This is a genomic window from Cohnella sp. OV330, assembly GCF_900112065.1.
In the GTDB taxonomy this organism is placed as follows: domain Bacteria; phylum Bacillota; class Bacilli; order Paenibacillales; family Paenibacillaceae; genus Cohnella.
On record NZ_FOKE01000003.1, the window covers coordinates 566,249 to 589,881 of the forward strand.

The following is a 23,633-nucleotide window of genomic DNA, read 5'->3' on the forward strand; positions in this document are numbered from 1 at the left end:
GATCCGCGTCTTCGTCTGCAACTACCTTGGGGCTCGGAAATAGCGCAAAATTGTGCTATTCCCGTATGCCTGAATCCGCCGCTGCTTGATTATGCGGGACCGGCGGAACGTCGCAGAGGGAGGTCATTAGGACGATACGCCCGAATTTGGTAAAATAAGCGGAAAGTCCAACAATACGGAGAGAACCTCATGAAACTCGGCTTCGACATTGACGACACGCTGATCAATCTGCGCGAGCACGCCTTTCATTTATACAACCGGAAGCTTGGCACGCAGGTCGATATCGCGCGTATGCGCGAGCTGAACTGCATTCCCATTCACGAGGCCTTCGGCCTGTCCGCGGAAGAAGGCAAGCGGATGTGGGGCGAGCTGCGCGAGACGATCTACTTCAGCGATTGCCCGCCTTATCCAGATGCAGTAGAAGCGCTGACGGAGCTGGATCGGCAGGGGCACGAGATTTACTACATCACCGCCCGGGCGCAGGGACATTGCGACAGGACGCTTGAATGGCTGACGGCGGCGGGGTTCCCGGTGCGCCCCGGCAGATTTTATTGCGGCATGGGCGACGCGGAAAAGGTGCATGTGATCCGCGAGCTCGCGCTCGATTATTATTTCGACGATAAGCCCGCGGTCATCGATACGTTAGCCGAGCTGGCGATGAAGGTATACATCCGCGATCAGCCGTACAACCGGCATTTGGACGCGCCTCGCATTCATTCATGGGGCGAATTGTTGGGGTTGTTGAATATATCCCGGCTTAAATAACGAGAGTCAGGACAGCCGCTTCGCAAATTCAACGGTTGATACGGTTTTATACCGACTAGCGCGTACTGCGACTTGCCAAAAGAAAAGCCCGTAGGCGCCTGCTAGGCGTACACGGGCTCTTGCTGCGCGGTACTAGTGCTGCGCGGCGTACGCTTCGGCTTCGGCGGCCGGGTCCATGCGCTCGCGGCTCATGAGCAGCGCGGCGGCGAGCGCCAGCACGGCCGGGATGAGGCTCCACATGAAGGTGGCCGAGATGGAGGACGAGAGGCCGTCGGTGACCTTCGCCAGCAGGTCGTGCGGAATGTGCGCGCGGGCCGCGGGCTCCATCAGCGCATGCGGGTCACTCAGGTTGAGACCGCCAAGGCTATCGGGTCCGGCGCTGCCGCCTCCGCTCGCCGCGGCGCCGCCCAAGGAGCCGGCTCCCGTGTCGCCGGCCGTCGCCGCCGTACCGTCTGCGGCCGCGTCGCCGCCGAGCGAGCCGGCTCCCAGCGCATCCGACAGCTTGCGGGCCATCGCGTGGCTCTGGATGATGCCGAACACGGTGATGCCGAGCGTCATGCCGAGCGAGCGCAGGAAATTCAGCGTTGAGCTGGCGGAGCCGCGCTTGTTGGCCGGCAGGGCGTGGATGGCGGCATTGCCCAGCACGGAGAAGGTCGCGCCGACGCCGAGTCCGACGAGCACCATGTAGACCGTGACGATCCAGCGCGGCGTATCCGCGGTCAGCGTCGTCAGCAGCGCGATGCCGGCAACGAGGATGACGACGTTCGGGATGAGGATCGTGCGGTAAGACAGCTTGTTAAGAAGGCTGCCGCCGAGCGTCGCGGTCACGACCGTGCCCAGCATCATCGGCAACAGGACCATCCCCGAGTTCGTGGCGGAGCCGCCCAAGACGCCTTGCATGTAAATGGGAATGTACACGGACGCGGTAATGAAGGCCGCGCCGCTCAGCATGGCCAGCGCATTGCTCGTCGCGTACAGCCTGCTGCGGAACATCGCGAACGAGATGATCGGCTCGGCGGCGCGCCGCTCCGCCCATACGAACAGCAGCGCGAGCGCGGCAGACCCGGCGAACAAGCCGATAATTTCCGCGGAGTCCCAGGCGAACGTCTTGCCGCCGAGCTCCATGGCGAACACGAGGCAGACGATCGTGCCGACGAGCGAGGCGGCGCCGGTCCAATCGATGACCTGGCGGTCGTGCTGCGCCGATTCTTTGTAGAAGAAGGCGATCATGGCGAACGCGATCAGCCCGAGCGGCAGGTTGATATAAAAGATCCAGTTCCACCCGATATGATCCGTGATGTAGGCGCCGAGCAGAGGCCCGAAAATGCTGGAGAGGCCGAACACCGCGCCGAACAGGCCGCCTAGCTTGCCTCGGCTCTCCGGCGGCACGGCGTCGAACATGATGGTGAAGGCGATCGGCACGAGCGCGCCCGCCCCGATCCCCTGGACGGCCCGGTACAGGCTAAGCTGCAAGATCGAATCGGCCGTGCCGCAGAGAGCCGAGCCGACCATGAAGCAGATGACGCCGAAGACGAAGAAGCGCTTGCGCCCGTACATATCCGACAGTTTGCCGAAGATCGGCATGCCCGCCATTTCCGCGACCATGTAGGCCGACGTTACCCATACGAATTTGTCGAGACCGCCAAGCTCTCCGATGATGGAGCCCATGGCCGTCGCGGTGATGGAGTTGTCCATCGAGGCCATCAGGATGGAGAGCAGGAGCCCTGCGATCACGATGCCGGTGTTTTGCGTTTTTCGTACCACTCGAATCATTCCTTTGCGCTGGTTTGGTTCTGTTCGTTCTTGCTGTCTGTTCTCATTGTATGGGAGCGTCCTTGACAACAGTCTGTCAGTATTCGCGAGATTTCCGTTTACGAAGGGACGATTTTGTTAGATGATAAGAGGAACGGTTCAGAATAGACGGATTTAGGATGGGGAGCGAGCATGAGCTACAAAATCGTGTTTTTCGATATCGACGGAACGCTGCTGGACGAGGAAAAACGCATTCCCGAGGATACGCGCCTCGCGATCGCCGAGTTGAAGGCAAGCGGGATCGAGCCGGTCATCGCGACCGGACGCGCGCCGTACTTTTTTAAATGGCTGCTGGAGGAGCTCGGCATCGAATCGTTCGTCAGCCTGAACGGCGGCTATGTAGTGTACAAGGGCAAGGAGCTTTATGACAGGCACATTCCGATCGGCGATTTGGAAAAGCTCGTGGAGCTGTCGGGACGCGCGGGGCATCCGCTCGTATTCCAGGGCAAAGCCGCCTACAATACGAACCGCGAAGACGACGCCGGCGTCTGGAAAGCGGTCGATTCGCTGCGCGTGGAACGGCCGGGGTTCAATGCCGATTTCTGGCGGGGAGAGGGGATCTATCAGGTGTTCCTCCACTGCGCGGACGGCGAAGAAGCGGCGTACTTGCCGGAGCTGCCGGGTTTGCGGTTCATCCGCTGGCATCCGAACGCGCTGGACGTGCTGCCGCATACCGGTTCCAAAGCCGAGGGCATTCAGGCCATGCTGGACGCGCTCGGCATTCGAGCGGAAGAAGCGATCGCCTTCGGTGACGGCCTGAACGACAAGGAAATGCTGGAGCTCGTCGGTCTCGGCATCGCGATGGGCAACAGCCATCCCGAGCTGCTGGCGCATGCGGATTACGTGACGGGGCGCGCGGACGAAGGCGGCATTCGTCAGGGGCTTGTTTATGCGAAATGCATTCCGGAGGGGAAAGAGGCGACGGTATGAGCATGGAAGTGAAGTTTTGTTCGTCGTGCGGATCCCCTATGGAGACGCGCGACGTCGACGGCACGCCGCGGCGCGCCTGCACGGCATGCAGCTTCGTGCATTGGGGCAATTACAGCATCGGCGTCGGCGCGCTCGTGGAGCGCGACGGCAAGATCCTTCTCGTGCGCAGGGCGCAGGAGCCTGGCAAAGGGTACTGGACGAATCCGGGCGGATACGCGGAGCAGCTGGAGCAGATTCACGAGACGGTGCGGCGCGAGGTGTTGGAGGAGACCGGCATCGAAGCGGCCGTGACGGGCGTCGCGGCGCTGCGGGATCAGCCGAGAGTCGTGCACAACTTGTACGTCGCTTTCACGATGACGTACGTCGGCGGCGAGCCGGTGCCGGACGGCGTGGAGGTGGACGCGGCGGGTTTCTACTCGCTGGAGGAGCTGGAGACGATGAACGTCGCGCCGTTCACGCGCTGGCTTGTCGACGTGGCGATGAAGCGCGGCGGTTCCGCGGGCCTTGCCGTCGACGAAGCGCCGATCGTGCCGCTGCCGGGGTACGGGTTGTTCAGGTGCTGAAGCACATTTGACCGGTTCGGAACGGGGAGTTACCTCGAAAAACAGCGTAACTGCCGGTGATGTCCGGTGCATTTGGCGGAGTTCCCTCGAAAAACAGCGTAACTGCCGGGGTAGCCGGTGCATTCGGCGGAGTTGCCTCGAAAAACAGCGTAACTGCCGGGGTTGCGGGTGCATTTAGCGGAGTTCCCTCGAAAAACAGCGTAACTGCCGGGGGGGGGCGGGTGCATTTGGTGGAGTTACCTCGAAAAACAGCTTAACTGCCGGTGGTGGCCGGTGCATTTGGCGGAGTTGCCTCGAAAAACAGCTTAACTGCCGGTGATGGCCGGTGCATTTGGCGGAGTTACCTCGGAAGACAGCGTAACTGCCGGCGATGGCCGGTGGATGCATGATAAAGGCAGGTCTGATGTCGCCTGGGGCGGCTTCAGACCTGCCTTTATGCGGTTCTTTTAGCGGGACTGCTTCTGTTAAATCAGCACGCGCGGGTTCACGACGGGCGCCATGTCTGCTGCTCCCCGTCTTTCTCCGTGTACAGAATGAGCGTCGGCGCAAGCTTCAGGATGACATAGTCCGGATCCTGCGGTCCGTCGAGCCACTTTTCGAAGTAGCCTTTCCACACTTCCGACTTCAGCTCCTCGTCCGTCGAGATCGCGACCTCGCCTTGCACCTCGACGATCTCGCCCGGCCATATCCGGCCTTCCAGGCCGAGCAGCAGGGACGCCTTCGGATTCGCCTTAAGCTCGTCGACCTTGTGCGTGTCGCGGTGCGTCGCGAGCAGGATCGTCAGCCCGTCGTTGAACACCCTCATATATCGCAGCGAAGGTTGGCCGTCGTGGACGGTCGCGAACGCCCCGAATTTATATTTACCAATCGTTTCTGTCAGCTTCTTTTCCAGATCGCTCATACGGATCAGCTCCCATCCAGTTTTGGTCTCGTTTATCGTACCCGGAATTTGGAGTCGCCAACCAATCACTCGCCGGCCTGATAAATGCGACTCATCGGGGGTTCGGAACGGGATCGCGCAGATTTTCAGCGTTCTCCGGATGGCGAGGCGCAGGACGCGCGCTCGATAAACGCGCCATAAATGGAAAGCTTGGTCGGATTGCCGCCGTAGTCGATCTTGCGGATCAGGAAGTCGACGGCCTCGTAGCCGAGCTGCTCGCGCTGAACCTGGACCGTCGTAAGGGGCGGATTCGCGCTGGCTGCCTCTTCGATATCGTCGAAGGCCGCCACGGACAGAGCGCCGGGAATCTTCACGCCCATCGCGGTCAGCATCTCGATCAGGTTGACGGCGATGCGGTCGTTTGCGCAAAACCACGCCGTCGGATAGCCCTCCAGCCCCTCAAGCCAAGCCTGCACCTCGGACGGCTGCGAATGGAGCGTCGCAAGGGGCGCCTCGCCTGTCAGGCAGTACGCCTCGGGGATGGCGAGTCCGGCCTCGCTCATCGCTTGGCAATAACCGAGCCAGCGCTCCATGAAGCTGCGCGTCATGCCGATCGCGCCGATAAAGCCGATCTCCCGGTGCCCGAGCCCGATCAGATACGACACGATGCGGTAAGCCTCGGTCGTATTGGCGGTGACGACGGCGTCGAGTTTAAGCGTATCGTAGTCGTGATCGACGATGACGAGCGGTGACCCGAGGTCTAACAGATGGCGGACGTAAGCTTCGCGGAAGACCCCGACGAGCAGCAAGCCTTCGAACACGGCCAGATGCCATTCTTCCGGCAATCGTAACGCCTCCTCCATATGCTCCGTAATCTCGCACAGGACCGCCGTGCACCCGGTTTCCTTCGCCCGCCTGTCGATTGCCCAATAGATCTCCCTGTAGAAGCCTTGATCGTGCCGGATATACTTCGGAATGAGGACGAGCAGGTTGCGGGTCCGCCGGCCTTCCTTGTCCGTCCGCGCCCGGTAGCCGAGGCGGTTCGCGGTCTCGAATACGAGGTCGCGCAGCGCTTCGCTCACGCCGGGTTTGCCGCTTAGGGCCAGCGATACGGCGTTTTTGGAAACGCCTAGCGCGTCCGCGATCTGTTGCATGGATACTTTGCCGCTCATCGTCGTTTAACCTCGAATCTGATGGGATGCTGTTGCTTTACACATTGGAGTTTGTCAAGCCGTTTGTCAATTGATGCGCGCAAGGCAATGCTCTATGATGTGTGCGAAGGAAGACATACGGACGAGGAACGGGGCGGTACGAGAGATGAAGGAATGGTTGCTGAACGGCGAGAAATGGGAAGTCAAAGGCTATTGGCCGTGGGTGCCGCTCAAGGTGAGCAGCATGGAGATCGGCCAGGAGCTGCTGGGCGTGACCGACTGGATGCCGGCGACGGTGCCGGGCGGCGTGCATGCGGACCTGCTGCGCGCAGGGCTGATCGAGGACCCGTGGTTCGGCTTGAATAGCTGGAAGTGCGAGTGGGTGGAAAACCGGTGGTGGGTGTACCGCGCCTCCTTCGCTTGCCCGAAGCCGGCGAGCGGACGGACGGAGCTCGTCTTCAAGGGGCTCGATTACGAGGCGCAGGTGTTCGTGGACGGCAAGCTGCTCGGCGAGCACGAAGGTATGTACCATGAAGCAGTGTTCGATGTGACCGAGGCCGCGCGCACGCAGGAGCGGATGGAAGTGACCGTCATGTTCAAGCATGCGCCGGACGAGATGTCGCAGATCGGGCTGACCTCGCGGACGCATACGCAAAAAAGCAGGTTCAACTATAAATGGGACTTTTCCACGCGGCTCGTGAATATCGGCATTTGGGACGACGTGCTGCTGCGCGTGCACGAGGCCTGGACGCTCGACGACGTCTCGGTGACGACGGACGCGGATCCTGAAGCCGGAACAGGCGAGATCCTCATATCGGCTGCGGCTCGCGGCTTTGCGATTGCGGATGATGCTGAAGGAATTGCGGGCGACGCGCAAGCGCTGACGCTGCGAATCGACGTGACCGATCCCGAAGGCGTCATTGTCGCGCATAGAGAAGCGCCGATGGACGCGGACGGCAAGCTGGGAGAGCTTCGTATCCCCGTCGATCAGGTACGCCTCTGGCAGCCGAACGGCTATGGCGAGCAGCCTTTGTACGGCGTGCGCCTGACGCTGCTGGCGGATGGCGCCGTCATGGATGAGCGCGAGCTTAAGACAGGCATTCGTTCGTTGTCTTATGCGCAAAACGAGGAGAGCCCGGCGGAGGCGCTGCCTTATACGTTCGTCGTGAACGGCAAGCGCATCTACGTCCGGGGCGTCAACATGACGCCGCTCGACCATCTGTACGGTAACGTAACGCCGGAGCAGTATGAATATTACGTGCTGCTCATGAAACGCGCGGGCGTGAACATGGTGCGCGTCTGGGGCGGCGGCATTATCGAAAAAGAGTATTTTTACGACCTGTGCGACCGCCACGGTCTTCTTGTATGGCAGGAGTTCGTCCAGTCGAGCTCGGGCATCGACAACATTCCATCGAAGCGGTCGGAGTTCCTAGAGCTGATCGCGCTGACCGCCGTTAGCGCCTTGAAGACGAAGCGCAATCACGTTTCGCTGACCGTCTGGAGCGGCGGCAACGAGCTGATGAGCGAGCCGAACGTGCCTTCCACTTACGAAGACGCGAACCTGGCGATGCTGAAGAAGCTCGTAGAGACGCATGATCCGCGGCGGCTGTTCCTCCCGACTTCGGCGTCCGGACCGGTGCAGTATATCACGCCCGAGAAAGGCGTCAGCCACGACGTGCACGGCCATTGGAAATACCAGGGCAACCCGGGTCACTACGAGCTGTATTCAGACGTGGACAATTTGTTCCACAGCGAATTCGGCGTCGACGGCTTGAGCGCGGTCAAGAGCTTGAAAAAGTTTCTGCCGGCGTCCGAGCTGCGGCCGGTCTCGATGAACGACAGCCTCGTCTGGCGACATCACGGCGAATGGTGGGACACGTACGACCGGGACATCGAGCTGTTCGGACCGGAAGTCGGGGCCGAAATCGGCGTCTTCAGCCGCGCGAGCCAGTGGATTCAGGCGGAAGGGCTGCGCTTCGTGCTGGAGGCGAACCGGCGGCGTCAGTTCAAGAACAGCGGCAGCGTAATCTGGCAGCTGAACGAGCCGTACCCGAACGCTTCGAGCACGAGCCTCGTCGATTACTACGGCGAGAGCAAAATGGCTTATTACTGGACGCGCCGGGCGTACAGCCCGTTCTTTTCGTCGGCGGAGTACAAGCGGCTGAACTGGCGGACGGGGGAAACGTTCGAGGTCAAGCTGTTCGCGGGCGCTCATGCGGCGACGGTAGGATTGACGGTACGTAGTCGGCTGCTCGGCATGGACGGCGGACTGCTGCACGAGCAGTCGGATGCCGTGAGCGTCGACGGCGAGCATACGGCGCATGCGGGCGATCTGCACGTGCTCGTGACGGAAGCCTTCGGGACGTTGTTCCTGCTGCGTCTCGAACTGCTCGATTCTGCGGGCGCGGTGCTGCATGCGAACGATTATTTCTTCTCGACGCTGGAGCGGGACGTCTATGCGCCTGCGCTGGCTGGTGGCGATAGAGTTCGCCTGACGGCAGAGGCACTCGACGATTGGTCGGCCGAAGGCGGACGGCTCGAAGCAGTAACGCGTCGCTTCAAGCTGGCGAACGACGGCGATCGTGCGGCACTGCACGTGCACGCGGAGGAAACGACGAACGGCTGGTGGATGGCGGCCGATGATCTATACTTTACCTTGCTGCCCGGCGAGAGCCGCGAAGTGGTCTTCACCTGCTGGCGCAAGCGCGCGGGCGGATTTCTGGCGGGAGACGTGGGCGCGGCGGCTGATGCGCAGCCGGAGCTGGTCTTCCGGAGCTTCTAGAGGAAGCGGGGTTAAACGGTAGGATCGCACAACGGCGCGGGAAACGGGCCTGGCGAGCCGAGTTATGCGGTTTTACCGCACAACGGCGCGGGAAACGGGCTTGATGGTCGAAATTATGCGGTCTTACTGCACAACGGCGCCAAACGCTGCTCGCTTATTGTCCGCGTTCCCCCTCATCTGGCAGCTTCTCATAGGAAGAACGGTACGAACGGGGCGCGAGCCCCGTTATTTTTTTGAACACATCCAGGAAGTGGCCCCTGTCTTGATAGCCTACGGCCTCCGCTACCTCTTGGACGGAGAGGCGCGTGCGCCGCAGCAGCTCGCAGCTCCGCTCAATCCGGAGTCGCTGGACGTATTGGCCGAAGGTGAGCCCCGTTGCTTTGGCAAAGAGCCGGTAGAAATGCCGTTCGCTCATACCGCCCGCTTCGGCGGCCTGCGAAGCCGTGATCGGCGAGGCCAGGGAGGCGCGGATGAAGGAGAGCGCATCCTCCAAGCCGCCTGCATGCCCCGCGCGCGCACCGTGCGGTTCGTCTGCGAGCCTGCGTTCGATCTCCGTCAGCAGCACGATGAACAGCGCATAGATGCGCGTCTGGTAACCCGTCCGGCGCCCCACGAACTCCGGATAGGCTGCCGCGAAAAACGCCTCGAAGGCGCCGGTCCGGTCCTGCATTTTCCGCCAGCCGCCATCTCCCGGAGCGAGGTCCAAGCAAGCCAGCGCGCGGCCCAACCGATCGAGCCCTGGGAAGCCGCGAAGCGCTTCGGACATGCGCTCGGCTTCGAAGAGGAAGTTGTACACGACGAGCGGCCGGCCAGCGTTCGCCGAGCTCGGGCGAAAAACATGAGACGCGCCGAGCGGCAGCGTGAACAAGTCGCCCCGGCGAACGCGTAGCCGCTCCTCGCCGATATATTGATGCCCCTCGCCCTCGCCGACATAGCTGATCTCCGTAAACTCGTGGGCGTGATAGCCCAGCTCGTACGATTCGGATACGCGATTGATGTAAAAAGGCAGCTCCCCGTCGAAAAAGATATGGGAAGGCGTCACTTCGATTCTCCGCTTAATCATCGCATTGCCACTCTCCTCCATGTCAAACTTCGCCCCGGCGAGCCCAAGCCCTCTCGTAGAGGAGGCGATGGCGCATCCTGCGCGCCGCCGGGTCCAAACGCCTCTCGTAGAGAAGGCGATGGCGCATCCTGCGCGGCGCCGAACCGAATCCCCTCTCGTAGTGAAGGCGATGACGCATCTTGCGCGCCGCCGAGCCCAATCTCCTCTCGTAGTGAAGGCGATGACCCATCCCGCGTGCCCCCGAGCCGAAACACCTCTCGTAGTGAAGGCGACGGCGCCTCATGCGTCTGCCGTGCCGCTCCGTCTTCTCCATCGTCGGCCATGATGGCAGGATACACCGACTAGATGGCAGGATCAACCCTTTTCTTGAGCGGACGCGCAGCTACAATGAAGGATATGAAGACATTCGGCCGCAGGCCGGGGATGGAGGCAGCGCGATGGCAAGCAGGAATTGGAACGCTTCGTGGATCTGGGGAGGAGAAGAGGAAAGTCCGCGCAACGAGTGGCGGTGCTTCCGCGGGAACTTCGACGCGCCCGCGACGGCCGAGGGGCCGGTTATGCTGCATATTACGGCGGATTCGAGGTACGTGCTGTTCGTGAACGGCGAGCAGGTGGGGCGGGGGCCCGTGCGCTCTTGGCCGAAGGAGCAGTTTTTCGACTCGTACGACATCGGGGGGCAGCTGCGCCCTGGCTCCCGCAATACGATCGCGGTGCTGGTGCTCCATTTCGGCGTGTCCAATTTCTATTACCTGCGCGGACGCGGGGGGCTGATCGCCGAGGTTGAAGCCGACGGCCGCACGCTCGCGGCGACGGATGCCGGCTGGCGGACGGCGCGTATGGGCGGGCAGCAATCCAACTCGCCGCGGATGGCTTGCCAGCAGGCGTTTGCGGAAGTCGTAGATGCGCGCGAGTTGGCGGAAGGCTGGACGGAGCCGGCGTTCGACGACGGCGGCTGGCCAAGCGCGGAGGCGATCGGCAGCGCAGGCATGGCGCCATGGACGTCGCTGGTCCCGCGCGATATTCCTTTTTTGACGGAAGAAAAGCTGTACCCGGCCTCAATTCTGTCGCTCAGCCGCGTGAAGGCGCCGGCTTACGCGGCAGCGTTCGACCTGCGCAATCAAATGGTGCCGGAGAGCGTCGATCATGCCAACAGGATCGAATATTGCGGATACGTCGCGACGGTCGTCACGCTTGAACGCAGCGGCGTCGTGACGCTCGGCTTCCCCGTGGGCGTGCGCAATGACGGCGTGTGGGTCGACGGCGTACGGCAGACGGAATGGACCGGCGTGCAGCCGGAGCGGTACTACCGGTTGGACCTGGCGGAGGGCGAGCATCTGGTCGTTTTCGACGTTACAGGCAGCGACCACGGCGGCAGCTACCACCTCGCGATGGACGGCGATGAGCCTTTCACGCTGCGATCTCCTGCCGGCGAAGGGCCGCCGCTCGCGTCGATCGGGACGTTCGATTGGGCAGAGCTGCTCGACCACAAGCCCGGCAAGCAGATGCGGAAGGATCATCCCGATTATCTCGCTCTTCCGGAAGCCGCTCCGACCGTCGCGGCGCTTGCGGCGTATGCATCCTGGATCAAGCCGTTCGAGCCCTCGCTGTATACCGAAGAAGATGTATTCGGCGCGAACGTTTGGCAGACGCTTGCCGAGCGCAGGGCGGTGCCGAAGTCCGTCTTGAACGCGATCTTGCCGGTTCCCGAGCCTGGCGTGCTGCCCGTATTCGAAGAAGGGGACTGCGAGCTGGTCATCGATCTGGGCGTGGAGCGCTCCGGCTACGTCGGCTTCGAGCTGGAGGCGCCGGCCGGCACGATCGTCGACGCTTATGGCGTGGAGTATTTGCGGGAAGGGTACATCCAGCACACGTACGGTCTCGAAAATACGTTCCGCTATGTTTGCCGCGAAGGCAGGCAGTCGTATGTGTCCCCCGTCCGGCGCGGATTCCGTTACCTCATTTTGACTGTCAGGGGCAATAGCGCGCCGGTCAAGCTGCACGAGATTTATATCCGTCAGAGCACGTATCCGGTGGCTGACCAAGGACGCTTCCGCTGCTCGGATTCGCTGCTGAACGAGGCGTGGGAGATCAGCCGACATACGACCCGGCTGTGCATGGAGGATACGTTCGTGGACTGCCCGGCCTACGAGCAGGTATTCTGGGTAGGCGACAGCCGCAACGAGGCGCTCGTGAACTACTACGTGTTCGGCGCGACCGAGATCGTGGAGCGCTGCCTGAATCTCGTGCCGGGGTCGGCGGACGAGACGCCGCTGTATCTCGATCAAGTGCCGAGCGCCTGGAGCAGCGTCATTCCGAACTGGACCTTCTTCTGGATTCTCGCCTGCCGGGAATATGCCGAGCACACGGGGGACGACGCTTTCGCCGCCCGTATCTGGCCTGCCGTGAAGCTGACGCTGACGAGCTACTTGAAGCATATCGACGATAGCGGCCTGCTGAACATGGCGGGCTGGAACCTGCTGGACTGGGCGCCGATCGACCAGCCGAACGAAGGCATCGTCACGCACCAGAACCTGTTTCTGGTCAAGGCGCTTCGGGATTCGCGGAAGCTCGCCGCCGCGGCCGGCGCCTCGGCGGAAGCCGACGCGTTCGCGGAGCGCGCCGATCGTCTGGCAGAGGCGATCAACGCGGTGTTGTGGGACGAGGAGAAGCGCGCCTATATCGACTGCATCCATGCGGATGGACGCCGCTCCGGCGTTTACAGCATGCAGACGCAGGTCGTCGCGTATCTGTGCGGGGTCGCGGAGGGCGATCGCCATACCGTCATCGAGAGCTACCTCGTGACGCCGCCGCCCGCGTTCGTGCAGATCGGCAGTCCGTTTATGTCGTTCTTCTACTACGAGGCGCTTGAGCAGGCTGGCCGACAAAGGCTGATGCTGGACGACATTCGGCACAACTACGGCCAGATGCTGCGATACGGCGCGACGACCTGCTGGGAGATGTACCCGAACTTCGCGGAAAACCGGAGCAATCCGGACATGCTGACCCGCAGCCATTGTCATGCTTGGTCGGCGGCGCCCGGCTATTTCCTGGGCTCGAGCATTCTCGGCGTCAAGCGGGGAGCGGAAGGTTGGCGGTCGGTCGAAGTCGCGCCGCAGCCGTGCGATCTGACCTGGGCGGAAGGGGTCGTGCCGCTGCCGCAAGGCGGACATATCGCGGTGAGCTGGGAGGTCGTGTCCGCCGGCAAGCTGAAGGTGCGGATCGAGGCGCCCGAGGATATCCAGGTGAACCTCACGCTGCCCGAAGGAATGGAAGGCGACGTGACGCAGGTATCGTATTTGAGTTAAGAAGGACTTTGGTCAAGGAAACGGGGCATTATCGCTCTCCTCACGGTACGCAATCGTACCGCGGGGAGAGCTTTTTTAATTTATACACGCGCGCAGCCACCGGTTTAAACGACCCGCGGATAGCCGACACTGCATAACACTCTGGATCTATGTCAGCTCTCGGGGAGAGACTCGAATTGCCTTTGTTCGGAAATCGTACGCATCTTCTGTCCGGCAAGACTCGCCGGGGCAACCGCGGGCAGTCAGAGAGCCCTTCCGAACCGGACTCCGGGCGCGGGGACGGATCGCCGGTCCGCAAGCCGCTGAATGGGCGGCTGGCCGAACTGCTTGCCGACGTTACCGACGTGCTGGGCACGGATACGACGCTATCGGTTCGCCGGTTCCGGATCTTCGGCACCTTCCCGGCGGCCATGCTCTTCTTTCCCAACATGCTCGACCAGGCGGCGTTGAACGAAACGATCCTGAAGCCCGCGATGAGCGCTCCCCCCGGCTCGGACCTGTCCGATTGGACTGCGCAGCGGCTGATGGACCGTCTGGCGAACGAAGCGTTATGGCATACCGACTGCAGCGAGACGGAGGACTTCGACGCGCTCATCCAGGGCCTCCTTCACGGGGATACGGTACTGGTTGCGGACGGCTCGAACGCCGCGCTCGTCATCGGCACCCGGCAGATCGACAAGCGGGGCATCGACCAGCCCGGCACGGAGCAGGTCATTCGCGGCCCCCGCGAGGGCTTCGTCGAACCGATCGGTCCGAACCTGGCGCTCATCCGCTACCGCCTTCAGGCCGCCGAGCTTCGGATGAGGCAGCTGACGGTCGGTCGTAAAACGCGTTCGAAAGTCGTCATTTGCTACATGGACGGATTGACCGACCCTGCGCTGCTGGCGGAGGTCGAACGGCGGATCGGCGCGATCGACATCGACGCGGTACTCGATTCGGGTTATTTGGAGCAGTACATCGAGGATAACCAGTGGTCGCCGTTTCCCCAGGTCCAATATACTGAACGGCCGGACAAAGTCGTGGCGAACCTGCTGGAAGGCAGAGTCGCGATTCTGGTGGACGGATCGCCGCTGGCGCTGATCGTGCCGACCGTGTTCAACCAGTTCTATCAAGCGGTCGAAGACTACACCGAACGGTTCATGCAGATGAGCGCGATCCGGATGGCGCGTCTCGTGGCGCTCGTGTTCTCTCTCGTCTTTCCTTCCATCTATGTCTCCGTCATCTCGTTTAATCCCGAGTTGATCCCGACCGAGTTCGCCGTCGCGGTGGCCGGCGGCCGTGCGGGCGTCCCGTGGCCGGCGGTCGTCGAGGTGCTGATCATCGAGATCTCGATGGAGGTGCTGCGGGAGGCGACGATCCGGCTGCCGCAGCAGGTCGGCGGCGCGCTGTCCATCGTCGGCGTGCTCGTCATCGGCCAGGCCGCCGTGGCCGCGGGCTTCGCCAGTCCGATCACGGTCGTCATCATCGCGTTGACGACGATCGGATCGTTCGCGACGCCGGCGTACAACGCGGCGCTGGCACTGCGCCTGCTGCGATTCCCCCTGATCATCATCGCAGGCATATTCGGTCTATACGGCGTCATGATCGGCTTGATCCTGATCGCCAACCATTTGCTGTCGCTCAAGTCGTTCGGCGTGCCTTATCTGAGCCCGCTCGTGCCGGTCAACTTCGAAGGGATGAAGGACGTGCTCATCCGCGGACCCCTCTGGTGGATGAAGCGCCGTCCCGCATTTTTGAAGCCGGGCGATCGCGTCCGCGTCGGTCCGGAGATGACCGAGCCGCCTGAGACGATCGGCGAGGAAGGCGGCGCGTCCCCAACATCAACCGCAAAGGAATGACAACCATGACGAAGGCAACGCGGGACGTCACCGCCACGCAGGCGTCGGCGGTTCTGGTCAGCACGATCATCGGCGTCGGCGTGCTCCCCTTGCCGCTGTTCGCAGTTCGGGCGGCGGATACCGGCGGCCCGCTGGTGACGCTGCTGGGAAGCGTCTGCGCCTTGATCGGACTGTTGTTCGTGGCCGCGCTGGGCATGCGCTTTCCCGATCAGTCGATCATTCAATACAGCGAGCGGCTGATCGGCAAGTGGCCGGCGCGCGCGATCGGCGCGTGCCTCATCGTTTTTTTTGCGCTGCTCACTTCGTTGACCGCCAGAGAGTTCGGCGAGGTGGTGGTCACGTCCGTCTTGAAGCAGACGCCGGTCGAAGTGACGGTCATCGTCATGCTGATGCTCGCAGCGATCTCCGCCCGCAACACCATGTCGACCTTCGCGTACATCCATTTCTTCTATGTACCGCTGCTGCTCGTGCCCGTACTGCTGATCGTCGCGCTGTCGCTTAAAAACGCCGAGCTGCTCAATCTGCAGCCTTTCTGGGGCAACAAGCCCGAAGGCATGCTCCAAGGCATCCTGACGATCGCCGCGCTGTTCCAGGGCTCGTTCGTCATGACGATCGTCATTCCCGCCATGCGCAGGCCGGCCAAGGCGCTCAGTGTCAGCCTGTACTCGATTCTGATCGCCGGCGGCTTGTACGTCGTCATCGTCATCGCCGTCGTGGGCGTCTTCGGGGCGCAGGAAACCCGGAAGCTGCTGTGGCCCACGTTGGAACTGGCCAAAGCGACCTCCTTGCCTGCCAACGTGCTGGAGCGGCTGGACGGCGCATTTCTGGCGGTATGGGTCACGGCGGTCTTCACGACGCTCCTCTCCAGCTACTACTTGACCAGCCAATCGCTCAAGCAGCTGCTTCGTCTCGAAGAACCGCGTATCTTCACCTTCTTTTTGCTCCCCTTCGTCTTCGTGCTTGCGATGGTGCCGGCCAACATCGTCAAGATGTACGAGGCCGTCCTGAACGTGGGCAAGGTCGGATTGGCGCTGACGACGGTCTATCCGGGGCTTTTGCTGGTGATCGCCTGGGTACGCAAAAAAAGGGGGAGCGCGCATGAACGCTGATGCGCCTCGTCCCTTCCGGGGCATCGTGCGAAGGACGGCGCGGGCCTGCCCGCTGCTGCTAGCGGCCGCGCTGCTGTGCGGATGCTGGGACAGAACCGAGATCGAAGACCGGGCCATCGTGCTTGGGGTATCGATCGATAAGGCGCCCCCCGAAGCGGAGAACGAGGAAGAATCGGTCACGCATTACGTGAAGGGGCTCGGCCCGCCCGCGTCGGACTTGATACGCGTCGGCGTGCAGCTGGCGCTGCCGGGCCGGATCCCGCTCGGTCCCGGGGAGAGCGGCGGCGGCGGCGGCAACGATCCGCAGAAAACGGTATGGGTCGTCGACGTCGTGGGCCATTCCGTCAACGACGCGCTCATGAATTTGCAGCAGGAACTGTCCGCCAGGCTGTTTTTCGGTCATCTGCGGGTCATCGTCGTCTCGGAGGAGATGGCCCGATTCGGCTTGGAAAACATCGACGACTACTTCCATCGCAACTCCGAGGTGCGGCGCATGGCCTGGATGATGGTGTCCGAAGGGGAGGCGCTGTCCCTCATGAAGGCTTCGCCGAAGCTGGAGCGGGTCCCTTCCTTGTACCTGATGACGACGCTCGACGAGGGCATACGCATGGGCAAGTTTCCGCAGGACTATATCGGCATCTATTGGAGCCGCAAGTCGAAGCTGGGGCAGGAGGGCTTCCTGCCCTACGTGAAGTTGAAAAAAAACCAGACCTTGCAGACGAAGGGGCTGGCGCTGTTCCAGGACAGCCGGATGGTCGGCGCGACGAAGCCGCTCGGCATCGCCGTATACATGGCGCTTAAGGGCAACAATCCTGGCGGATACAGCGCGTTCGTCAAGGTAAACGGCACGGAGGTCATGACGCACGTCACGCACCGCGAGTCCAAGACGACCTTCGAGCTTCGCGACGGCAAGCCTTTTTTCAATTTCAAAATGGCGTTCGAGCTCAATTTGGAGGAAAAATTAAACGACGAGCTGAACATCCAGGACCCGACGACAATTCGGGAGATCGAGCAAAGCCAAATGGCGGGCGCCAAAAAGCTGATCGAGGAATTTATCGGGCAATCGCAGTCGCTCGGTTCGGACGTGCTCGGCTTGGGGGAATACGTCAGGGCAAAAGCCCCGGGCTACTGGAACAGGAACGTGCGCACGAAGGAGCGATGGCAGCGCATGTACAAGGAGATCGAATACAAGATCGACATCGACATGAAAATCCGCCGGATCGGCATGAAGGCCGAATGACGGCGCGGGAAAGGAGGACGAGGCCGCATGCCGATATTCGGCCAAGGCGTCAATTATTACGCGTTTTCGATCCCCATTTGGCTCGTGGCCGGCGCGTTGGTGCTCTTGGTGGACGCGCGCCGGTGCAAGGAGGCCGGAAGGCGGAAGGACGAGCGGTTCGCCCGGTTCGCGGGCTGGCTGAACATCTCGCTCGGCGTCGTCTTCCTGATTCGGGAATGGGTGGTGTAACGAAGGCGCTCGGCGCCGGCGCAGCGGCCGAATCGGCAGCATCGATCGTCGCGATCGATAACTTTCATCCCGCGAAGCCGCGGGATTCGTTACAATCAAGTTCATATTCCTGGAGGAAGAGGGGGACTTGAATGACGAAAACGATGACGGTGCGCGAGGCCGAAGCCAGGCTGCGCGGATGGATCCGGGAGCTGCCGCCGCTGCTGGCGGACAGATCCGAGGAAGCGCTGAAGGTACGGCCGGAGCCGGGCAGGTGGTCCCAGCTCGAGATTCTGGGGCATCTGTGCGACTCGGCGCTGCATAACCTGATGCGGTTCGTTCGGATTCGGATCGAGCCCCAGCCGTTGCCGCTGACGCCCTACGCACAGGACGATTGGGTGAGCGGACAGCGTTATCAGGCGGCGTCTTACGACCATGTGCTGAGCTTATGGCTCGCCCTGAATACGCGGATCGCCGACGTATGGGCCGGCTTGCCCGAGGGTGGCGGCGAGTGGACGTTTTTGCGCCCGGACGGTACGACGATCACGCTCGAGCTGTGGGCGGAAGACTACGTACTGCATTTGGAACACCATCTACGGGCGATGAATATCGATTGATCCGCGTGTGATCTGCTTGTGACCTGCGCGAATTAATCAATTGTTCAATAATTAATCATCTGTTCAAAAATGGAACATTATCCCTATCCACAACGCTGCGCCGATCCGGTATGATAGAAGCTTACTATCGCAGAATCGTGGTGCAGCTGCTTGAACAGACTTCGCGTATTTTTGGCCTCCTATCACCCCATCGTGTTTTCGCTGCTAATCGGTCATATGATCGCCCGCGTCGCCACCTCGATGAGCATGCCGTTTCTCGCGCTGTATCTCGCTGCGCATACGGACATGGGGCCGGGCGGAATCGGATTTATCGTCGGCGCAGGCGCGCTGGCCGCCACGTTCGGCGGCTTCCTCGGCGGCGCGCTGTCCGACCGGTACAGCCGTCGCTTGGTTATGTTTACCTCGCTGTTCGTATGGAGCGGCGTGTTCGTCGGCTTCGCGCTGACCGACTCGCCGGCCGTCCTGCTGCTGCTCAGCCTGATGAACGGCTTGTGCCGCTCCTGGTTCGAGCCGGTGTCCCAGGTGCTCATGGCCGACCTCACCCCGAAGGACCGTCGGATGAAAGTATTCTCCATGCGCTACCTGATGGCCAACGTCGGCGTCGCGATCGGGCCCGTGCTCGGCGTCTGGCTCGGTCTCGGAAACGGCGGGCTTGCTTTTATCATCACGGGAGCCATTTATTTCGTTTACGCAGTCACTCTCTATATTATGATGATCGGCTTCGGCATCAAGGACATCGAGGACGGCAAACAGACGGCGAAGGCGACGATCGCGGATGCGGGACGCGTCATTATGCGAGACGGCGCGCTGCAATTGTTCCTGCTGGGCGGCATCGTCGTCGGCATCGGGTACAGCCAACTGTTTGGCAACATGGCGCCGCACCTCGACCGGGTGTTCGGCAACGGGGACCGGATGTTCGGCTACCTGCTGACGATCAACGCGGTCACCGTCATCGCGCTCCAGATCCCCCTCGGCTGGCTGGCGAACAAGCGTCCGCCGCTGTTCGCGCTGCATGCGGGCAACCTGTTTTTCGCGCTCGGCCTCGCCGGCATCGGCTACGCCGAGACGTTCGCGCTGCAGGTCGTCGCGATGATCTTGTTTACCGTCGGGGAGATCCTGAACTACCCGGCCGCCACGATGCTGCTGGACAGGCTGGCTCCCGAGCATCTGCGAGGCGCGTACTACGGCGCGCAGACGTTCACCAATCTCGGCCAGTTCATCGGTCCCTGGGCCGGCGGGTGGCTCCTTGGCGAGTACGGCGGCCGGACGATGTTCGCGGCGATGGCGGCCGTCGTCCTGCTGTCCTCGCTCATCTACTGGGCGGGCAGCCGCGACGGCCGAAAAACGTCAGCCGCAGGCAAGAGCAGTGCGATGTAGCGCGAAGCAAGGCAGAGCCGGGGCCGCGGAGGCGGTGTCGGCTCTTTTTGCGTCTGGACTTGTCTCATCCAGCAGCAATTCCGTGCTTAGACGCTACCCCTCAAGCAAACTAGTCTCATCCGGAAACAATTCCGAGCCTCGTCGCGACTTCTTCACCAGAAAGCCATTTCGCTTCACGCCGCAGGTTATCGTGCTTCCAACTGATCCTGCGATCGCGCATCCTCGCGTGCGTTTGCCCGCGAATCGTGTTAAAATGCAGGCCAAGCGCGACTCGCGTCGCAAAACTTGGAGGTGCCTTGCCTTGACGGCCACTCGAACATTTGCTTTTATCGGTTCCTATGCGGACGCGGACGGGCCAGGCTTGTACGCCTGCGCTTACGACGAGCGCACCGGCGCGTTGACGCTGCTCGACCAGGCGGACGGTCTGCAGAATCCGACTTTCCTCGCCGTTAACGAGGATAGCCGCACGATTTACTCGCTCACGGAAGTCAAAGACGCCGAAGGCACGCGCCGAGGCGCGGCCGCAGCGTATCGCTTCTCTCCTGGAGAGGGTCGGCTGCAAAAATTGGACGAAGCGCAGACGATCCCCGCGACCGCTTGCCATATCGCGCTCGACCGAACGAACGGGCTCGTCATGACGGCGAGCTATCACGGCGGCCTGTTCGGCGTCTCCGCTGCTGAAGCAGACGGTCATATTGGGCCGACGCTCGAGATTCACCGGCACGAGGGGACGAGCGCGCTGCCCGTCCAGAACCAGGCGCGGGTTCACTCGGTCATCGTCGACCGCGACAACCGTTTTGCCGCCGTGTCCGATCTGGGACTCGACAAGGTGTTCCTTTACAAGCTCGATCTGCCCGGCCGCAGTCTGGCTCGCCATAGCGAGACCGACGTCGCTCCGGGCTCGGGACCGCGCCACTTCGTGTTCCACCCGCAGCTTCCTTTCGGATACGGCATTAACGAATTGAACAGCACGCTTACCGTGTACGCGTACGACGCGGAGATCGGGAGCTTGGAGGTCGTGCAGACGATCTCGACGCTGCCCGATTCGTTCGAAGGCGACAACGCCTGCGCGGACATCCACCTGTCCCCGGACGGGAAGTTCCTTTACGGCTCCAACCGCGGCCACGACAGCCTCATCGTCTGCAGAATTAACCCGGAGAACGGCCTGCTCGAGCCGGTCGAATACGCGCCGACGCTCGGCGGGCATCCGCGCAATTTCGCGGTGTCCCCGGACGGCCGATTCGTGCTCGTCGCCAACCGGGACGGCAACAACATCGTGACTTTCAACCGCGACGCCGGCACCGGCAAGCTGCTGCCCACCGGCAGCGAGCTGCGCGTGTCCAAGCCGGTGTGCGTTCGATTCGCGGCATTCGCCGACGAATAAGCGGGCGAAGCTGCCCGCTACCGCCTCACGTTCGGATGCGGTACCAGATACCGGCAGCCTCGTTTTTCGCGATCAGACGTTCTGGTCAGCCGCTCGCCGTGTTATAATCGGTCTATGAATACGATGACGAACCACGAACGATTTTTCGAGCGCAAGCGGCGGGAAGCCGGCGTTCAACTGAATAAAGTCCAGAAGCAGGCGGTCCTTCATACCGAGGGGCCGCTTCTTCTGCTGGCGTCGCCCGGTTCGGGCAAGACGACGACGCTGATGATGCGGACGGGATACTTAATCGCGGAAAAGGGGGTCAATCCGGCGCGGATCAAGGCGGTCACGTTCAGCCGGGCCTCGGCCCGGGACATGTCGGAGCGGTTCGCGTTGCTGTTCCCCGAGCTCGCCGGCGCCAAAGTCGGCTTTTCGACGATCCACAGCTTCGCGTTCGAGGTGGTGCGCGCGTACTACCGGGCGCGGGGCGAAGCCTATCAGCTCATCGAAGGCGAGATCGAGCAGGAGGAAGAGGACGAGCTGCGGGCTGCGGATCTGCCGGTGCTGCACAAGAAGCCGATTCTGCGCCAGCTCTACCGGACGATGACCGGCGGCGGGAACCTGACCGAGGATCAGATGGAAGACCTGACGACTTATATCAGCTATATCAAAAATAAAATGCTGCCCGAGGACCGCTGGAGCGAGGCCAAATGCGAGCTGAAGGATGCGGACAAGCTGCTGCGCGCCTACGAGCGCTACAAGCGCGAGGGGACCGACAGGCTGCTGCTCGACTTCGACGACATGCTCTCGGTCTGCCACCTCGCGCTGTCCGAGGACCCGCGGCTGCTGCGCCGCTACCAGCAAAGATACGACTATCTGATGACCGACGAGAGTCAGGACACCTCGCTCGTCCAGTTCGGCATCGTCGGCCTGCTGGCCGCCTCGCACGGCAATCTGTGCGTCGTCGCCGACGACGACCAGAGCATTTACGGCTGGCGCGGGGCGGAACCCGGGTATCTGCTCGACTTCAAGTCGCACTATCCGGCGGCAGAGGTGCTGAAGATGGAGCGCAATTACCGGTCGGCGCCCGAGATCGTGGAGACGGCGGCGCGCTTCATCCGGCGCAACAAAAACCGCTACGACAAGGCGATGTACACGAAAAATCCGGCCGGCGGACGCGTCTCCCTGCGCATGCTGGCCGACTACAAGGCGCAGGCGAAGTACGTGACGGCGGCGCTGACGGGAACGCCTGCAGGCTCGCCTTCGGGCACGACCGCCGTGCTGTACCGCAACCATACGTCCGCCCTCGTCCTCGTCAACGCGCTCGACCGCGCCGGCATTCCGTTTAACCTGAAAGACGGGGACAAGCGCTTCTTTTCCCATTGGGTGGTCGAGGACGTGCTGAACTTCATGCGGATGGCGTACACGGACCGCCGGCCCGAGCTGCTGGAGAAGATCTACCCGAAACTCGCCGGCTACATCACGCGGGAGCAGATGGGGGCGCTGCTGCGCATCGGAGGCGGTACGGCGTCCGTGTTCGACACGCTGATCGAGCGGGTGCCGCTCAAGGAATACCAGGTGAAGCAGCTGCGGGAAAACAAGGATACGTTCGGCCGGATGCAAGCGATGAACGCGCGGCAGGCGATACGCACGATCCGCTACAACCTCGGCTACGAGCGGGCCATCGAGCGGCTGTGCGAGCGGTTCGGCTTCCGGCAGGAGATGCTGCTCGGCGTGCTGAACACGCTCGAGGATATCGCCGACGGCCTGGATTCGATGACCGACTTCGCCGAGCGGCTGAAGTACTTGGAGACGCTGCTGCGCAGCGCCCGGTCGCGAAGCCGCGACCCGGAGGCGGTGACGCTGTCGACGTTTCACAGCGCCAAGGGGCTCGAGTTCGATCGCGTATACATGATCGACCTCGCGGAAGGCGTGATCCCTTCGAACGACGACATCAAAAAGTACGACAAAGGCGACGCCGCCGACATGGAGGAGGCCGTGCGCCTGTTCTATGTCGGCATGACGCGCGCGAAGCGGCACTTGGAGCTCGTGGCTTATCAGAAGAAGGACGGCGCGGCGATCAAGGAGTCGCGCTTCATGACGGCGGTCCGCAGCTTCGGCGCGGCAACTTCCGAAGGCGCAGAAGGACGGACGGCTGCCGGTTCGACAGGCTTTGGCGGCGCAGGTCGCGCCGCCGGACACGAAGGACGCGCCGCATACGCAGGACGCATCGGATTGGCAGGACACGCCGGAGCAGCGGGCGCGCCGCGCGGATCGTCGCTGCCGGCAGGCGCCGGCGTCGCGGGGCGGCCCGCGCAGACGGCGGTTTCCGCGGCGACGGCTTGGCAGGGCGAGCTGCCCGCGTTCTTGAAGCCCGGCGCGCACGTATCGCACCGAACGTTCGGGCCCGGCGTCGTTCTGTCGGCGGACGCTGAGGCGATCCGCGTATCGTTCGCCGAGGGAGACAAAAAGCTGCTCACGCAGGTGTGCATGGAGAGGGGGCTTTTGAAGCCGGTCAAGCAGCGGGTCACATGACAAGGCGTCGTGACGAGTCGTGACCGGAGTCACGGTATTCGGTGACCGTCGGGACGACACGAGTGACTGAAGACGGCGGCGGATTGGGCTATG

At 62.3% G+C, this 23,633-nt stretch carries 17 protein-coding genes; 13 read left to right on the plus strand and 4 right to left on the minus strand.

The genetic code is table 11. The features are described 5' to 3' along the window. Positions 1–189: 189 nt before the first annotated feature. Positions 190–765, plus strand: a complete 576-nt coding sequence (locus tag BM235_RS09435; RefSeq protein WP_090111980.1) for a 5' nucleotidase, NT5C type — start codon at positions 190–192, stop codon at positions 763–765. Between the two features lie 132 nt (positions 766–897). Here the strand turns inward: BM235_RS09435 and BM235_RS09440 are convergent, their stop codons facing one another. Further along, positions 898–2,529 carry an MDR family MFS transporter gene (locus BM235_RS09440; RefSeq protein ID WP_255374261.1) on the minus strand — a complete coding sequence of 544 codons (1,632 nt, stop codon included), beginning with the start codon at positions 2,527–2,529 and terminating at the stop codon, positions 898–900. A 180-nt stretch (positions 2,530–2,709) separates the two neighbouring features. Here BM235_RS09440 and BM235_RS09445 point away from each other — a divergent pair, with 180 nt between their 5' ends. Both BM235_RS09445 and BM235_RS09450 read left to right on the plus strand, forming a co-directional pair. Beyond that, positions 2,710–3,507: a Cof-type HAD-IIB family hydrolase gene (locus tag BM235_RS09445; RefSeq protein WP_090111985.1), complete on the plus strand. Its 798-nt coding sequence runs from the start codon at positions 2,710–2,712 to the stop codon at positions 3,505–3,507. Positions 3,508–3,509: 2 nt separating this feature from the next. Further along, a complete protein-coding gene (locus BM235_RS09450) occupies positions 3,510–4,070 on the plus strand; it encodes an NUDIX hydrolase (RefSeq protein WP_090112287.1) in 561 nt (186 codons plus the stop codon). Between the two features lie 484 nt (positions 4,071–4,554). Here the strand turns inward: BM235_RS09450 and BM235_RS09455 are convergent, their stop codons facing one another. Together BM235_RS09455 and BM235_RS09460 are read right to left on the minus strand one after the other, a co-directional pair. Beyond that, a complete protein-coding gene (locus BM235_RS09455) occupies positions 4,555–4,971 on the minus strand; it encodes a pyridoxamine 5'-phosphate oxidase family protein (protein ID WP_090111987.1) in 417 nt (138 codons plus the stop codon). Positions 4,972–5,096: 125 nt separating this feature from the next. Further along, positions 5,097–6,122 carry a LacI family DNA-binding transcriptional regulator gene (locus tag BM235_RS09460; protein ID WP_090111988.1) on the minus strand — a complete coding sequence of 342 codons (1,026 nt, stop codon included), beginning with the start codon at positions 6,120–6,122 and terminating at the stop codon, positions 5,097–5,099. A gap of 145 nt (positions 6,123–6,267) precedes the next feature. On the opposite strand from BM235_RS09460, the gene BM235_RS09465 reads away from it, so the two are divergent. Then, positions 6,268–8,883 (plus strand): glycoside hydrolase family 2 protein, encoded by a 2,616-nt coding sequence (locus BM235_RS09465; protein WP_158543713.1) that lies wholly within the window; start codon positions 6,268–6,270, stop codon positions 8,881–8,883. 154 nt (positions 8,884–9,037) lie between these two features. Here the strand turns inward: BM235_RS09465 and BM235_RS09470 are convergent, their stop codons facing one another. After that, the gene (locus BM235_RS09470) at positions 9,038–9,946 is read right to left on the minus strand and encodes an AraC family transcriptional regulator (RefSeq protein ID WP_158543714.1); all 909 of its coding nucleotides are present in this window, start codon (positions 9,944–9,946) and stop codon (positions 9,038–9,040) included. Between the two features lie 437 nt (positions 9,947–10,383). Between BM235_RS09470 and BM235_RS09475 the strand changes: the two genes are divergently transcribed. The 9 genes from BM235_RS09475 (at position 10,384) to BM235_RS09515 (ending at position 23,540) form a co-directional block, all read left to right on the plus strand. Next, positions 10,384–13,251 carry a family 78 glycoside hydrolase catalytic domain gene (locus tag BM235_RS09475; RefSeq protein WP_090111994.1) on the plus strand — a complete coding sequence of 956 codons (2,868 nt, stop codon included), beginning with the start codon at positions 10,384–10,386 and terminating at the stop codon, positions 13,249–13,251. Between the two features lie 176 nt (positions 13,252–13,427). Beyond that, positions 13,428–15,089, plus strand: a complete 1,662-nt coding sequence (locus tag BM235_RS09480) for a spore germination protein (RefSeq protein WP_255374262.1) — start codon at positions 13,428–13,430, stop codon at positions 15,087–15,089. Positions 15,090–15,094: 5 nt separating this feature from the next. Continuing rightward, the gene (locus tag BM235_RS09485; protein ID WP_090111997.1) at positions 15,095–16,198 is read left to right on the plus strand and encodes a GerAB/ArcD/ProY family transporter; all 1,104 of its coding nucleotides are present in this window, start codon (positions 15,095–15,097) and stop codon (positions 16,196–16,198) included. Further along, positions 16,188–17,438 (plus strand): Ger(x)C family spore germination protein, encoded by a 1,251-nt coding sequence (locus tag BM235_RS09490; RefSeq protein ID WP_090111999.1) that lies wholly within the window; start codon positions 16,188–16,190, stop codon positions 17,436–17,438. The genes BM235_RS09485 and BM235_RS09490 overlap by 11 nt, the downstream gene beginning before the upstream one ends. Before the next feature lie 27 nt (positions 17,439–17,465). Next, complete coding sequence (locus tag BM235_RS09495) at positions 17,466–17,666, plus strand: CLC_0170 family protein (protein ID WP_090112001.1); 201 nt, start codon at positions 17,466–17,468, stop codon at positions 17,664–17,666. 131 nt (positions 17,667–17,797) lie between these two features. After that, positions 17,798–18,262 carry a DinB family protein gene (locus tag BM235_RS09500; RefSeq protein ID WP_090112003.1) on the plus strand — a complete coding sequence of 155 codons (465 nt, stop codon included), beginning with the start codon at positions 17,798–17,800 and terminating at the stop codon, positions 18,260–18,262. Positions 18,263–18,412: 150 nt separating this feature from the next. Further along, positions 18,413–19,639, plus strand: coding sequence for an MDR family MFS transporter (locus BM235_RS09505; RefSeq protein ID WP_090112005.1), 1,227 nt, complete (start codon positions 18,413–18,415; stop codon positions 19,637–19,639). A gap of 301 nt (positions 19,640–19,940) precedes the next feature. Beyond that, on the plus strand, positions 19,941–21,023 hold the full coding sequence (locus BM235_RS09510) for a lactonase family protein (protein WP_255374263.1): 1,083 nt from the start codon (positions 19,941–19,943) through the stop codon (positions 21,021–21,023). Between the two features lie 114 nt (positions 21,024–21,137). After that, complete coding sequence (locus BM235_RS09515) at positions 21,138–23,540, plus strand: ATP-dependent helicase (protein ID WP_255374264.1); 2,403 nt, start codon at positions 21,138–21,140, stop codon at positions 23,538–23,540. Positions 23,541–23,633: the final 93 nt, after the last annotated feature.